The organism is Phenylobacterium sp., from assembly GCF_028290885.1.
Taxonomy (GTDB): Bacteria; Pseudomonadota; Alphaproteobacteria; order Caulobacterales; family Caulobacteraceae; genus Phenylobacterium.
On record NZ_JAQGIZ010000305.1, the window covers coordinates 1 to 12,230 of the forward strand.

Sequence of the window (12,230 nt, forward strand, 5' to 3'; positions counted from 1 at the left end):
TTCGCCTATCGCGTGGACCAGGCTCCCTGGACCTTCCTGACCGCCGCCGGGGCCGCGGTGCTGATCGCCTGGGGCACGGTCTTCGTCCACGCCCTGCGGGTCTCCCGCGCCCGGCCGGTGGGGGCGCTCCGCTATGAGTGAGCCAGCGTCACGTAGAGCTCGCTTTCGATCGCCCACTGGCCGGTGACCTTGCGCCAGGCGGCCATGTAGGCGCCCGACATGCCACCTCCGGTCCAGAGGCCGGTTTCCGCAGCCCGCTCACCAGCCGCGTCCGGTTCCACGGTCCGCGGCGTCCGGACATAGGCCACGAACCCCGGCTCACGGAATTGCGCGGCGAAGGCCTCGACGATGGCGTCAGCGCCCAGGATCAGCCCGCCGTCGCCGGTGATCAGCCGGGCGTCGGCCATGAAGAACGGCCGCAGTCGCGAGGCTTCGCCGGCCGCGATCAGCTTATTGGTGAGGCGCCGGCGCGCCCGGATGGCGTCTTCCGGCGCGGTCACGGGGCTTCAGGCCGGCTCCGCCGCCAGGCGCTTGTCCAGATAGGCCCCGACGCGCTGCTCCACGTCCGGCAGGTTCTCCATCCAGAAGTGGCTCCCGCCCTCGACCACGTCGTAATCGATGACGATGCCCTTCTGGGTGCGCAGCTTGGAGACCACCCGCTCCACCTCGATCGGCGGCACGACCGTGTCGCTGCCGCCGTGCAGGATCAAGCCGGAGGCCGGGCAGGGGGCGAGGAACGAGAAGTCGTAGGCGTTGGTCGGCGGCGAGACCGAGATGAAGCCGTCGGTCTCCGGCCGCCGCATCAGCAGCTGCATGCCGACCCAGGCGCCGAAGGAATAGCCCGCCACCCAGCACTGCGAGGCGGCCGGGTTGGTGGACTGCAGCCAATCGAGGGCGGTCGCCGCGTCGGCCAGCTCGCCGATGCCGCTATCGAACTCGCCCTGGCTGCGCCCCACGCCGCGGAAATTGAACCGCAGCACCGAGAAGCCGCGCTTCATGAACAGGTGAAACAGCTGCACGGTCACCGGATTGTTCATCTGGCCGCCCGCCTTGGGGTGCGGATGCAGGATCAGCGCCACCGGAGCCGTCTCGCTCTTACCCTGGGAGTAGCGACCCTCGATCCGCCCGGCGGCGCCGGTCAGAACCACTTCTGGCATTCGAATCCTTTCAGCTCGGCCTGACCAGACCCCCTTTTGCCGAGGGGGAAGGGGCCGTGGAATACTTGACTACTGCGCTCGGTCTTCCTAAGTCGCAACCACCGGCCAGACCGGTCCGCGCAAGGCGGCGGCTAATAACATAGGGTCGCTACGAAACGCGAGAAAACTGCACTGGACGACGACAGATGCGTCTCTCCACCAAAGGCCGATACGCCGTCATGGCCATGACGGACCTGGCGCGCCGCCAGGACGAGCCCTGCCGCGGCGTGGCGTTGGCGGAGATCGCCACCCGCCAGGAGATCTCGCTCTCCTACCTCGAACAGCTGTTCGCGCGCCTGCGCCGCAAGGGCCTGGTGCAGAGCGCCCGCGGCCCCGGCGGCGGCTATCGGCTGGCCCGCACCGCCGCGGAGACATCCATCGCCGAGATCGTGCTGGCGGTGGACGAACCGCTGCGCGCCACCCGCTGCGACGAGCAGGGCAAGGGCTGCATGCTGAAGGGCGAGCGCTGCCTGACCCACGACCTTTGGGAAGACCTCGGCCATAAGATCGAGGATTACCTGGCTTCCGTCAGCCTCGCCGACGTGGTCTCAGGGCGCCTGCGCGCCAACCGGAAGGCTGCATGACGACGCCCGTCTACCTCGACTACAACGCCACCGCCCCGGTCCGTCCCGAGGCCCGCGGGGCCATGGCCCATGCGCTGGAGGCCGGCGGCAATCCGTCCTCCATCCACGCCGTCGGCCGCGCCGCCCGCGCTCTGGTCGAGCAGGCGAGGGAACAGGTGGCCGCCCTGATCGCCGCGCCCGCCTCCACAATCGTTTTCACCTCCGGCGGCACGGAAGCCAATGCGCTGGCCATCGAAAGCGCGGTCGCGGCCGGCGCGCGGCGGCTGATCGTCTCGGCCATCGACCACGACAGCGTCCAGGAGACCTCCCGCGTGCAGGGCGTCGCCGTCGAGGTGCTGCCGGTCGACGCCAGCGGGCAGGCGGACCTCGCCTGGCTCAAGTCCCGCCTCGCCGCCTGGGACGTTGCTGACGGCAAGCCCTTCGTCGCCCTGATGCTGGCCAACAACGAGACCGGGGTCATCCAGCCCGACGCCGAGGCCGCCGCGTTGGTCCGCGCCGCCGACGGCTGGCTGCACGTCGACGCCATCCAGGCGGCCGGCAAGATGCTCGTCGATGGCCGCTCACTCGAAGCCGACACGCTCTCCATCTCCGCCCACAAGCTCGGCGGGCCACAGGGTGTGGGCGCGCTCACCTTCGGCCCCCGCGCCACCCTCTCGCGCCGCCAGCACGGCGGCGGCCAGGAGCGCGGCCGCCGCGGCGGCACCGAGAACGTCCCCGGGATTTCGTCGTTCGGAGCCGCGGCCCACGCCGCGTCGCAGGGGCTGGATGAATTCCGCCGCCGCGCCGCCTGGCGCGACGCCGCCGCCGAGCGCCTGAAGGCCGCCGGCGCGGTGGTGATGGGCGAGGCGGCTCCCCGGCTCGACAACACTCTGTGCGTCGCCACCCCCGGCTTCGCCTCCGACCTGCAGGTGATGGGCCTCGATCTCGCCCAGGTGATGGTCAGCGCGGGCTCGGCCTGCTCGTCCGGTAAGGTCAAGGCCTCGCCGGTGCTGGCGGCCATGGGGCAGGGCGAACTCGCCGGCTGCGCGATCCGCGTCAGCGGCGGCTGGAACACCACCGAGGCCGAATGGGACCGCTTCGTCGAGGCCTGGTCCGAAATCCACCGGCGCCACGTCGCGCGCCGCCAACCTGCCGTCGTCGGAGCTTAGAGTATGGCCGCCGTCCGCCAGACCGTCGAACACGTCGAGAGCCTTGAGAAGTACAAGCACGGCTTTGTCACCGACATCGCACAGGACTTCGCGCCCAAGGGCCTCAACGCCGACATCGTCCGCTTCATCTCGGCCAAGAAGGACGAGCCGGAGTGGATGCTGGCCTGGCGCCTTGACGCCTTCGAGCGCTGGCTGGCGATGGAGGAGCCCAGCTGGGCCAAGGTCCACTTCCCGCGGATCGACTACCAGGACAGCTACTACTACGCCGCCCCCAGCCAGAAGCCCGGCCTGAAGAGCCTCGACGAGGTCGATCCGGACATCCTGGAGACCTACAAGAAGCTCGGCATCCCGCTACGCGAACAGGAGGTCCTGGCCGGCGTCGAGGGCGCCCCGCGCTACGCCGTGGACGCGGTGTTCGATAGCGTCTCGGTGGTGACGACCTTCAAGAAGGAGCTCGCCCAGGCCGGCGTCATCTTCTGCTCGATGAGCGAGGCGATCCGCGAGCACCCAGAGCTGGTGCGGCAGTACCTGGGCTCCGTCGTGCCGGTCAGCGACAACTACTTCGCCTGCCTGAACGCCGCGGTCTTCTCCGACGGCAGTTTCGTTTATGTGCCGCCGGGCGTGCGCTGCCCGATGGAGCTCTCGACCTACTTCCGCATCAACGCCGAGAATTCCGGCCAGTTCGAGCGCACCCTGATCATCGCCGACAAGGGCAGTTACGTCTCCTACCTGGAGGGCTGCACCGCCCCGATGCGCGACGAGAACCAGCTGCACGCCGCCGTGGTCGAGCTGGTGGCGCTGGACGATGCGGAGATCAAATATTCCACCGTCCAGAACTGGTATCCGGGCGATCCGGTGACCGGCAAGGGCGGCATCTACAACTTCGTCACCAAGCGCGCCGACTGCCGCGGCGACCGCTCCAAAGTCTCCTGGACCCAGGTCGAGACCGGCTCGGCGATCACCTGGAAGTATCCGTCCTGCGTCCTGCGCGGCGACGGCTCGTCCGGCGAGTTCTACTCGATCGCCATCACCAACGGCCGCCAGCAGGCCGACACCGGCACCAAGATGATCCACCTGGGCGCCAACACCCGCTCGCGGATCATCTCCAAGGGGATCAGCGCGGGTAAGTCGTCCAACACCTACCGCGGGCTGGTCTCGGCCCACCCCAAGGCCAAGGGCGCGCGCAACTTCACCCAGTGCGACAGCCTGCTCATCGGCAAGCATTGCGCCGCCCACACCGTGCCCTACATCGAGGCGCGCAACGGCCAGGCAAAGTTCGAGCACGAGGCGACGACCACCCGGCTCTCCGAGGACCAGCTGTTCTACGTCATGCAGCGCGGGCTTTCGCAGGAGGAGGCGGTGCAGCTCTTGGTCAACGGCTTCGTCAAGGACGTGCTGCAGGAGCTGCCCATGGAGTTCGCCGTGGAAGCCCAGAAGCTGGTGGCCATTTCGCTGGAAGGGAGTGTCGGATGAGTTCGAGCGCCGTGACCGCCGGCTTTTCCTTGCGCCAGGCCTTCGAAGCCGAGCAGGCGCGTCGGGAATCCGAGCGCCGCGCCCGCGACGAGGCGGAGCGTCGGCAGCAGCAGGAGGACCTTGCCCGCGCCGAGGAGCTCTACGACGCGCTGGTGGCCGATCCGGCCTTCCTGCACGCGCATAAGCTGACCGTCGACTGGCGGCGCTACTCCGTGCACCTGGAGAGCTCGGACTTCCGCATTCGCGCCTATTTCGAGGCCGGCCAGGCCACGGTCACCGTCGGCGACAAGCGCCATGTGGCCGTCTCCAGCTCACCCGCACCCCTGAAGAGCGAGGAAGTGGGCAGCGTGGCCGACGCGCTCGCCGTGGTCGCCCGTTTCCTCGCCGACGAGATCCAATAATGCTGAGTGTTCGGAACCTGCACGCCGCCGTCGACGGCAAGGAAATCCTGAAAGGGCTCTCGCTGGAGATCCCGGCGGGCGAGGTGCACGCCGTCATGGGGCCGAACGGCGCCGGCAAGTCGACGCTGTCCTACGTGCTCACCGGCCGTGACGGCTATGAGGTGACGCAGGGCTCCGCGACGCTGGACGGCGAGGACCTGCTGGCGCTGGCTCCCGACGAGCGGGCCGCGCGCGGCGTCTTCCTGTCGTTCCAGTATCCGCTGGAGATCCCCGGCGTCCCGGCGCTGACCTTCATCCGCACCGCGCTGAACGCGCAGCGCCGCGCCCGCGGCGAAGATGAGGTCTCCGCCCCGGCCTTCCTGAAGCTCGCCCGCGAAAAGGCCGCCGCGCTGAAGATCGACTTCGACATGCTGAAGCGCGCGCTCAACGTCGGCTTTTCCGGCGGCGAGAAGAAGCGGATGGAAATCTTTCAAATGGCGATGCTTTCGCCCCGCTTCCTCATCCTCGACGAGACTGACTCGGGCCTCGACATCGACGCGCTCAGGATCGTCGCCGACGGCGTCAACGCGCTGCGCAGCCCGGAGCGCGCCATGCTGGTGATCACCCACTATCAGCGCCTCCTGGAGTACATCAAACCCGACCGCGTCCACGTGCTGGCCGCCGGCCGCATCGTCGCTTCCGGCGGGCCGGAGCTGGCCCACGAACTCGAGCGCGGCGGCTACGAACGCTACGAGAAGGCCGCTTGAGCCTCACCGCCGCCATACGCGACCGCGACGTCGCCGAACTGCCCGGCAAGCGTGACGAGGCGTGGCGCTGGACGGACCTGCGCGGCCTGATCCGCAAGCTGCCGCCGCCCTCGGAGCCGTTTGTCGGGGACGTCGGCGACGGCCCCTTCGACGCGCTTGCCAGAGACCGCCGGGTGATCGTCAACGGCCGCGGCGCCGAGCCCATCGAGATCGCCCGCGGCTCCACCGCCGTTGTCGCCGCCCGCTTCGTGTCGCAGGGCGCAGGCGTGCATGTGGCCCGCCTGAACATCATCGTCGGCGCGGACGCCAGGCTGCAGCTGTTGGAAAGCTATGAGAGCGACGGCGGATCGGTATCCCAGGCCGTGCTGACCATCACCCTGGGCAAGGGCGCCGCGATCGAACGCGTCGTGCTCGCGCAGGACAATGCCGAGGCGATCTCGGTGAGCCAGGCGACTGTGACGCTCGCGCCGCGGGCCAGGTTCGCCCAGACCGTCGTCGCCTCCGGCGCGCGCCGGCAACGCATCGAAACCCGCGTGCAGCATCCCGGCGGCCACGCCGAACTGCGCCTCGATGGCGTCTATCTGCTGGCCGACAAGCGCCATTCCGACCAGACCACCGTCGTCACCCACGAGAGCACGGACGGCACGACCGTCCAGCTCACCAAGGGTGTGGTCCGCGACCAGGCGCGGGGGATCTTCCAGGGCCGGATCGTCGTGGAGGAGGGCGCCGACCGCACCGACGCCCGGATGGGCCATCATGCCCTGATCCTGTCCGACCGCGCCGAGGTGGACGCCAAGCCGGAGCTGGAGATCTACGCCGACGACGTGGCCTGCGCGCACGGCAATACGGTCGGCGCGCTTGACGAGGACGCCCTGTTCTACGCCCGCCAGCGGGGCATGCCCGAGGCTGACGCCCGCGCGATGCTCACCGAGGCCTTCATCGGCGAGGTGGTCGACCGCATCGAGCACGAGGGCGCCCGCGAGGTGGTCCGCGCCTGGGCTGTGGAAAGGCTGAGGGGTTGAGCATGGCCTTCGACGCCGAAGCGATCCGCACCGAGTTCCCGATCCTGCGGCGGCAGGTGAACGGCAAGCCGCTAGTCTACCTCGACTCGGCCGCCTCGGCCCAGAAGCCGCGGGCGGTGATGGACGCCATGACGCAGGCCATGGAGCACTCCTACGCCAACGTGCACCGCGGCCTGCACACGCTGGCCAACGAAACCACCGAGGCCTACGAGGCCGCCCGCAAGACCGTGGCGCGCTTCATCGGCGCCGAGCCCTCCGAGGTGGTCTTCACCAAGGGCGGCACCGAGGCGATCAACCTGGTCGCCGCGGGCCTGGGCGCCAGCCTGCAGGCCGGCGACGAGATCCTGCTCTCCGAGATGGAGCACCACGCCAACATTGTGCCCTGGCACTTCCTGCGCGAACGGCTGGGCGTGGTGCTAAAGTTCACCCCCATCACCGACGACGGGCGGCTGGACGTCGAGGCCTTCAAGGCCCTGTTGTCGGAGCGCACCAAGGTGGTGGCGCTGACCCACATGTCCAACGTGCTCGGCACCGTGAACCCGGTCGCCGAGCTGACGCGCCTGGCGCACGAAGCCGGCGCGCTGGTGCTGCTCGACGGCTGTCAGGCCATCGTCCACCAGAGCGTGGACGTGACGGCGCTGGACGTCGATTTCTACGTCTTCTCCGGCCACAAGCTCTATGGCCCGACCGGCATCGGCATCCTCTACGGCAAGGCCGAGCGGCTGGCCGCGCTTCCCCCTTACCAGGGCGGCGGCGAGATGATCGGCAACGTCACCCTTGAAGAAATTAGTTACGCCGACCCGCCGCACCGTTTCGAGGCCGGCACGCCGCCGATCCTCGAGGCCATCGGCCTCGGTGCGGCCATCGACTGGCTCCGCGGCCTCGACCGCGCCGCCGTCGCCGAGCACGAGCACGCCCTCTACACCCACGTCCGCGAACGCCTGAACGGCGCCAACTGGCTGCGTGTGCTGGGCGAGGCGCCTGGCAAGGGCGCGATCCTGTCGTTCACGGTTGACGGGGCCCATGCCCACGACGTGGCGCAGATCCTCGACAAGTACGGGGTGGCGGTGCGCGCCGGGACCCACTGCGCGGAGCCGCTGATGAAGCGTTTCGGGCTGACGTCGAGCGCGCGCGCCTCTTTCGCCCTATATAACACCCACGAGGAGGCTGACGCCTTCGTGGATGCATTGACCAAGACCCAAGCCTTTTTCGCCTAGCATGGCTTTCTTTGCGTAGCATGACCCCGATGGATGACGCCTCCAGCCTCGACACCCAGATCACGGCCCCCCTGTCGCAGGGGGAGCTCGACGTCCTGACAGACAAGCTGATCGGCAAGCTCAAGACGGTCTACGACCCGGAAATTCCGGTCGACATCTACGAGCTCGGCCTCATCTACAAGGTCGATGTCTCGGACGGGAAGGACGTGGTGATCGACATGACCCTGACCGCCCCCGGCTGCCCGGTGGCCGGCGACATGCCGGGCTGGGTCGAGGACGCCGTGAAGGAGATCCCCGAGGTCAGGTCCTGCAAGGTCGAGCTGGTGTTCGAGCCGCCGTGGGACCCCTCGCGGATGTCCGATGAAGCCAAGCTGCAGTTGAACATGTTCTGATGCCCAGATTCCGATGAACGACATCTCCGTCACCCCCCAACCCCGCGTCCGGCGCGAACGGCCCAAGGTGGTCACCCTGACCGAGCGCGCCGCCGAGCGCGTGCGCGAGATCATGGGCCGGGCCGAAAAGCCTTACGCCGGCCTGCGCGTGGGCGTGAAGAACGGCGGCTGCGCGGGCCAGGAGTACACCCTCGAATACGCCGAGAGCGCGGCGCCGCTGGACGAGGTCGTCGAGGACAAGGGCGTCACCATCCTGGTCGAGCCCAAGGCGGTGCTGTTCCTGGTCGGCACGGTGATCGATTACGACGTGAACCGGCTCGCCGCCAAGTTCACCTTCCAGAACCCCAACGAGACCGACGCCTGCGGCTGCGGCGAGAGCGTCACCATCCAGCCGGCCGAGCCGGACTAGCTCTTCCGATGCCGGAAGGCGTCGACGGCCAGCACCAGGGCGGCGATCATCAGCGGCAGGATGTAGAAGGTCAGCCGATAGCCGAGGAAAGCCGCGGCCAGCGCCGCCACCTCGACGCTGGGCAACAGGGCGGCCATCGTGCTCTCGAACACCCCCGCGCCGCCCGGCACCGATGAGATCAGGCCGGCGATGCAGGCCACCGCGTAGGCGCCCACGAAGGTCACATAGCTTGGCCCGTGCGCCGGCAGCAGGATCCACAGGATGGCCGCCGCGATGGCGTTGTCGACCACGCCCAGCACCAGCTGGGCGATCGCATCCCAGACGTCCGGCAAGGTGATGCTGCGCCTGAACACCGTGAACGGCCGCCGCATGAGCGCGCAAAGGACGATATAGCCCAGCGCGCCGGTCACCAGGGCCGCGCCCAGCGTCCGCGCTACCGGCAGGGTGATCGCCGTGGCGTCCAGCTCGGCCTGCGAGGCCAGCAGCAGCCCGCCGCCGGACAGCGCCGCCAGGCCGACGCCGAAGGAGGCCGCGGCGAACACCGTCGTGCCCGCCACCTGGGTCAGGGTCACGCCATAGCGCTCGTAGGTGCGCGCCCGAATGGCGCCGGAGATCAGCAGGTTCGCCCCGATGGCGTGGGCGATGGCGTTGGCCAGGAAGGATCCCAGCAGCACCGGCCCCAGTGAGATCCGCGCGCCCGTCCAGCGCAGGCCGACCCACTCGATCACCGCCATCAGCATGAAGCTGGCCGCTGACAGGGCGAGCGCCAGGGCGACCTCGGTTGCGCCCCAGCCGGCGATGGCGTGGGCGACCGCCTCGAAGCTCAGCTTGTGGAACTCGCGCCACAGCACCCAGGCCGCGGCGATCAGCAGCAGCACTGGCACGACCCGCAGCGCTGAGCGGACCACGCCCGCCAGCCGGTGCTGCGGCGGGGGCAGGGCCGCGGCCAGCTCGACCTCGACGGGCTCTGGCGCGGGGGAGCGGGGCGCGTCGGGTGCGGTCACGGTCAGGACAGTCTCCGTTGAGTCGGGCAGGCGAGTCAGGCCGCAGGCGGCGGCCCGGTTCCCGCACATATGGGAACCGATAGCCACGGCGCAGGTTCTTCGCGAGCAGGTTCGAACAGCGAAGGAGACGCGCCATGGCCCGGGAAGACTGGCAAGACCGCGAGGAGGAGCGCCGCAGGGCGGCCACGCGCGACCGCGACGACTACGGCCAAGCCGACTATTCCGGCGACTACGGCTACGACCCGCGCCGCCGCGCCGGCTACCGCGCCGAGGAAGACGCCCGGCCGCGCACCGACGACTTCGGCCAGGCGGATTACTCGAGCGACTATGCCTATGACCCGGAGCGCGGCCGCGCCTACCGCCGCTATTCGCCGGACGACCGCGACTACGCCCGCCGGATGGACGAGGGCGACGATCGCCCGGCCGGCCAGCCGCGCTCCTGGATGGACCGGGCCGGCGACTTTTTCTCGCCGGGGCCCCGGACGCGCGACGATGACAGCCGCGTGGCGCGCCGCCGCCGCGGCCCCTCCGATCGAGTGCTGTGGGCGGTGATCACCGAACGGCTGGAGGACGAACGCGGCCTCGACCTGCGCGGCGTCGAGGTGGTGGTGGAGGACGCCGAAGTCACCTTGAACGGCACGGTCCGTCGCAAGGTCGACAAACGGCGGATCGAGGACGTGGCCGACGTCGACGGCGTCCGGCACGTGCAGAACAACCTGCGGGTCCACGACCGCGGCCATTGGACCTTCCTCTAGCTGGCGCCCCACCGGCCGGGCCTAAGGCGGCGACCGGCAGCGGAACCGCGCCTGCCACGCCGGTCGTTTGGCAACCATGAGCAACCCTGTCACCGTGACCATCCCCCACCAGCTTGGCCGCGCCGAGGCCCGCAGGCGGATCGATGAAGGCTTCGGCGACCTTTCGCGCCACCTGGGCGGCTCGGCCGGCGCGCTGGACAAACGCTGGGAGGGCGACCGGCTGAACTTTTCGCTCACCTCGCTGGGCCAGTCGATCACCGGCCATGTCGCCGTCGCGGACGCCGTGGTGACCGTCGAAGTGCTGCTGCCGGGCTTCCTGGCGATGATCGCCGGCAAGGTGAAGGGCACGCTGCAAAAGGAGGGGCAGCTGCTGCTCACCCGGAAATAGGCGGGCAACCTATGCCTCAGCCTGCGGGTTTCATCCTCAACACAGTCGAGAGGACAACCCATGCCGAACAAGCAGCCCGAGGAATCCAAGCGCGCAGGCACGCAGGGATCCGGTGGCGCGAAAACCGACATGGCGGTGGAAGCCGCGCGTGTCCAGGAGGACCGCCACATCGACACCCCGCATGCCCGCCAGGTCGAGCCGCTGAAGGAGGGCGAGAAGCACGACCACATGGCCGCCAAGGAGAAGTCGGCTGAAGACCGCCAGGAAGCCTTGCTCGACGAGGCGCTGGAGGAGACCTTCCCCGGCAGCGACCCGATCAGCCCCAAACACATCACCTGACCCAAAACCCGGCCCGGGGGCGGGCTCGTCCTTCGACGGGCCCGCCGTCCGTGCTAGTCAGGGGCGGTGAAGCTGCCGCCGCCCCGCATCGATCTGAGAGGCCTGAAGGCCGTCAAGGTCGGTGTCAGCCGCTTCAGCCTCGGCGATCCATACTACCTGGTCCTGGCCATGCGCTGGCCGACGTTCATCGCCTCGGTCCTGCTCGTTTTTCTGGTCGCGAACCTGGCGTTCGCCGGGCTCTACTGGCTGGCGCCGGGCTCGGTGGCCAACGCCCATCCCGGCGCCTTCGGGGACGCCTTCTTCTTCAGCGTCGAAACCCTAGCCACGGTCGGCTATGGGGTGATGACGCCCGCCAGCACCTACGGCCATATGGTGGCGACCGCCGAGATCTTCGTGGGCATGTTCCTGACGGCCTTGGCTACCGGCGCCTTCTTCGCCCGTTTCGCCCGGCCGCAATCGCGCCTCGTCTTCAGCGAGGTCGGGGTCATAGCGCCCTATGAAGGCCGCCAGGCGCTGATGGTGCGGGTGGCCAGCCGTCGCCTGCAGGGGATCAGCGAGCCCCGCGCGCGGATCAGCTACCTGCGCGACCAAGCGGTGGGCGAATTGCGCTTCCGGCGTTTCGACGAGCTTAAGCTGGTACGCGACAACATCCCGGTGCTCAGCCTCTCGTGGACGCTGATCCATCCGATAGACGAGGATAGCCCGCTGTTCGGGATGTCCGACGCGCGCCTGGCGGCGGAGGCGCCGACTCTCATGGTGTCGGTCGCCGGTTTTGATGAAGCGATCTCCTCGACGGTCAACGACCGCAAGACCTACGACCCGGAGGACATCCGGTTCGGGCACGTCTTCACCAACATCCTCCGCGACCTGCCGGGCGGCTTCGTCGAACTCGACATCACCCGCATCCACGAGACCACGCCGATCGAGACGCCCGATCAGGAGTCGGCTGTAAGGGCCTCGTAGGCCTCCTGGGCGGCCAGCCACTCCTGCTCGGCGGCCTCTACGGCCGCTCGCGCCGCGTCTCGGCGCCGGCCCAGGTCGACGGCCTTGGCCAGGTCCTTGGCGAACACCGCCGGATCGGTCAGCCGCGCGTCGATCTCCGCCAGCGCCGTGGCCGCACGGCCCAGCGCGGCCTCGGCCGCCTCGGCGCGGCGCC

The 12,230-nt window shown here is 69.3% G+C and carries 16 protein-coding genes and 1 pseudogene; 13 read left to right on the forward strand and 4 right to left on the reverse strand.

The genetic code is table 11. The annotated features are described in order from the left end of the window. Positions 1-131: 131 nt before the first annotated feature. Complete coding sequence (locus JWP28_RS20005; RefSeq protein WP_299545614.1) at positions 132-500, reverse strand: nuclear transport factor 2 family protein; 369 nt, start codon at positions 498-500, stop codon at positions 132-134. A gap of 6 nt (positions 501-506) precedes the next feature. Further along, on the reverse strand, positions 507-1,157 hold the full coding sequence (locus JWP28_RS20010; protein WP_299545615.1) for an alpha/beta hydrolase: 651 nt from the start codon (positions 1,155-1,157) through the stop codon (positions 507-509). Positions 1,158-1,342: 185 nt separating this feature from the next. On the opposite strand from JWP28_RS20010, the gene JWP28_RS20015 reads away from it, so the two are divergent. Genes JWP28_RS20015 through JWP28_RS20055 form a run of 9 tightly spaced genes read left to right on the forward strand, consistent with a single transcriptional unit; the run spans position 1,343 to position 8,588 of the window. Continuing rightward, positions 1,343-1,780: an Rrf2 family transcriptional regulator gene (locus tag JWP28_RS20015; RefSeq protein WP_299545616.1), complete on the forward strand. Its 438-nt coding sequence runs from the start codon at positions 1,343-1,345 to the stop codon at positions 1,778-1,780. Next, positions 1,777-2,928 carry a cysteine desulfurase family protein gene (locus JWP28_RS20020; RefSeq protein ID WP_299545617.1) on the forward strand — a complete coding sequence of 384 codons (1,152 nt, stop codon included), beginning with the start codon at positions 1,777-1,779 and terminating at the stop codon, positions 2,926-2,928. Before JWP28_RS20015 ends, JWP28_RS20020 begins: the two co-directional genes overlap by 4 nt. A gap of 3 nt (positions 2,929-2,931) precedes the next feature. Next, the gene (gene sufB, locus JWP28_RS20025; protein ID WP_299545618.1) at positions 2,932-4,401 is read left to right on the forward strand and encodes a Fe-S cluster assembly protein SufB; all 1,470 of its coding nucleotides are present in this window, start codon (positions 2,932-2,934) and stop codon (positions 4,399-4,401) included. Beyond that, on the forward strand, positions 4,398-4,802 hold the full coding sequence (locus tag JWP28_RS20030; protein ID WP_299545619.1) for a hypothetical protein: 405 nt from the start codon (positions 4,398-4,400) through the stop codon (positions 4,800-4,802). The genes sufB and JWP28_RS20030 overlap by 4 nt, the downstream gene beginning before the upstream one ends. After that, entirely contained in the window at positions 4,802-5,548 is a 747-nt protein-coding gene (gene sufC, locus JWP28_RS20035) for a Fe-S cluster assembly ATPase SufC (RefSeq protein WP_299545620.1), read from the forward strand. Before JWP28_RS20030 ends, sufC begins: the two co-directional genes overlap by 1 nt. Beyond that, a complete protein-coding gene (gene sufD / locus JWP28_RS20040) occupies positions 5,545-6,570 on the forward strand; it encodes a Fe-S cluster assembly protein SufD (RefSeq protein WP_299545621.1) in 1,026 nt (341 codons plus the stop codon). The genes sufC and sufD overlap by 4 nt, the downstream gene beginning before the upstream one ends. Positions 6,571-6,572: 2 nt before the next feature. Continuing rightward, entirely contained in the window at positions 6,573-7,787 is a 1,215-nt protein-coding gene (locus JWP28_RS20045) for a cysteine desulfurase (protein ID WP_299545622.1), read from the forward strand. A 29-nt stretch (positions 7,788-7,816) separates the two neighbouring features. After that, positions 7,817-8,179, forward strand: coding sequence for an SUF system Fe-S cluster assembly protein (locus tag JWP28_RS20050; protein WP_299545623.1), 363 nt, complete (start codon positions 7,817-7,819; stop codon positions 8,177-8,179). A 13-nt stretch (positions 8,180-8,192) separates the two neighbouring features. Further along, entirely contained in the window at positions 8,193-8,588 is a 396-nt protein-coding gene (locus JWP28_RS20055; protein ID WP_299545624.1) for an iron-sulfur cluster assembly accessory protein, read from the forward strand. Here the strand turns inward: JWP28_RS20055 and JWP28_RS20060 are convergent. Further along, positions 8,585-9,592 carry a lysylphosphatidylglycerol synthase domain-containing protein gene (locus tag JWP28_RS20060; protein WP_299545625.1) on the reverse strand — a complete coding sequence of 336 codons (1,008 nt, stop codon included), beginning with the start codon at positions 9,590-9,592 and terminating at the stop codon, positions 8,585-8,587. The two genes, JWP28_RS20055 and JWP28_RS20060, sit on opposite strands and share 4 nt — an antisense overlap. Positions 9,593-9,726: 134 nt before the next feature. On the opposite strand from JWP28_RS20060, the gene JWP28_RS20065 reads away from it, so the two are divergent. The 4 genes from JWP28_RS20065 to JWP28_RS20080 all read left to right on the forward strand — a co-directional run bounded on the left by JWP28_RS20065 (position 9,727) and on the right by JWP28_RS20080 (position 12,037). Continuing rightward, positions 9,727-10,347: a BON domain-containing protein gene (locus tag JWP28_RS20065; RefSeq protein ID WP_299545626.1), complete on the forward strand. Its 621-nt coding sequence runs from the start codon at positions 9,727-9,729 to the stop codon at positions 10,345-10,347. 76 nt (positions 10,348-10,423) lie between these two features. Next, a complete protein-coding gene (locus JWP28_RS20070) occupies positions 10,424-10,735 on the forward strand; it encodes a polyhydroxyalkanoic acid system family protein (RefSeq protein WP_299545627.1) in 312 nt (103 codons plus the stop codon). 60 nt (positions 10,736-10,795) lie between these two features. After that, complete coding sequence (locus tag JWP28_RS20075) at positions 10,796-11,074, forward strand: hypothetical protein (protein ID WP_299545628.1); 279 nt, start codon at positions 10,796-10,798, stop codon at positions 11,072-11,074. A 66-nt stretch (positions 11,075-11,140) separates the two neighbouring features. After that, the gene (locus JWP28_RS20080) at positions 11,141-12,037 is read left to right on the forward strand and encodes an ion channel (protein WP_299545629.1); all 897 of its coding nucleotides are present in this window, start codon (positions 11,141-11,143) and stop codon (positions 12,035-12,037) included. Here the strand turns inward: JWP28_RS20080 and JWP28_RS20085 are convergent. After that, positions 12,010-12,230: pseudogene (locus JWP28_RS20085) on the reverse strand (ABC transporter ATP-binding protein); the annotation flags it as partial. The gene JWP28_RS20080 and the pseudogene JWP28_RS20085 overlap by 28 nt on opposite strands.

Excerpts from the sequence above, each read along its gene's own strand:
- JWP28_RS20065 (WP_299545626.1), top strand. The coding sequence starts at position 9,727 with ATGGCCCGGGAAGACTGGCAAGACCGCGAGGAGGAGCGCCGCAGGGCG.
- JWP28_RS20020 (WP_299545617.1), top strand. The coding sequence starts at position 1,777 with ATGACGACGCCCGTCTACCTCGACTACAACGCCACCGCCCCGGTCCGT.
- JWP28_RS20010 (WP_299545615.1), bottom strand. The coding sequence starts at position 1,157 with ATGCCAGAAGTGGTTCTGACCGGCGCCGCCGGGCGGATCGAGGGTCGC.
- sufC (WP_299545620.1), top strand. The coding sequence starts at position 4,802 with ATGCTGAGTGTTCGGAACCTGCACGCCGCCGTCGACGGCAAGGAAATC.
- JWP28_RS20070 (WP_299545627.1), top strand. The coding sequence starts at position 10,424 with ATGAGCAACCCTGTCACCGTGACCATCCCCCACCAGCTTGGCCGCGCC.
- JWP28_RS20030 (WP_299545619.1), top strand. The coding sequence starts at position 4,398 with ATGAGTTCGAGCGCCGTGACCGCCGGCTTTTCCTTGCGCCAGGCCTTC.
- JWP28_RS20015 (WP_299545616.1), top strand. The coding sequence starts at position 1,343 with ATGCGTCTCTCCACCAAAGGCCGATACGCCGTCATGGCCATGACGGAC.
- JWP28_RS20045 (WP_299545622.1), top strand. The coding sequence starts at position 6,573 with ATGGCCTTCGACGCCGAAGCGATCCGCACCGAGTTCCCGATCCTGCGG.
- JWP28_RS20075 (WP_299545628.1), top strand. The coding sequence starts at position 10,796 with ATGCCGAACAAGCAGCCCGAGGAATCCAAGCGCGCAGGCACGCAGGGA.
- sufB (WP_299545618.1), top strand. The coding sequence starts at position 2,932 with ATGGCCGCCGTCCGCCAGACCGTCGAACACGTCGAGAGCCTTGAGAAG.
- JWP28_RS20055 (WP_299545624.1), top strand. The coding sequence starts at position 8,193 with ATGAACGACATCTCCGTCACCCCCCAACCCCGCGTCCGGCGCGAACGG.
- JWP28_RS20050 (WP_299545623.1), top strand. The coding sequence starts at position 7,817 with ATGGATGACGCCTCCAGCCTCGACACCCAGATCACGGCCCCCCTGTCG.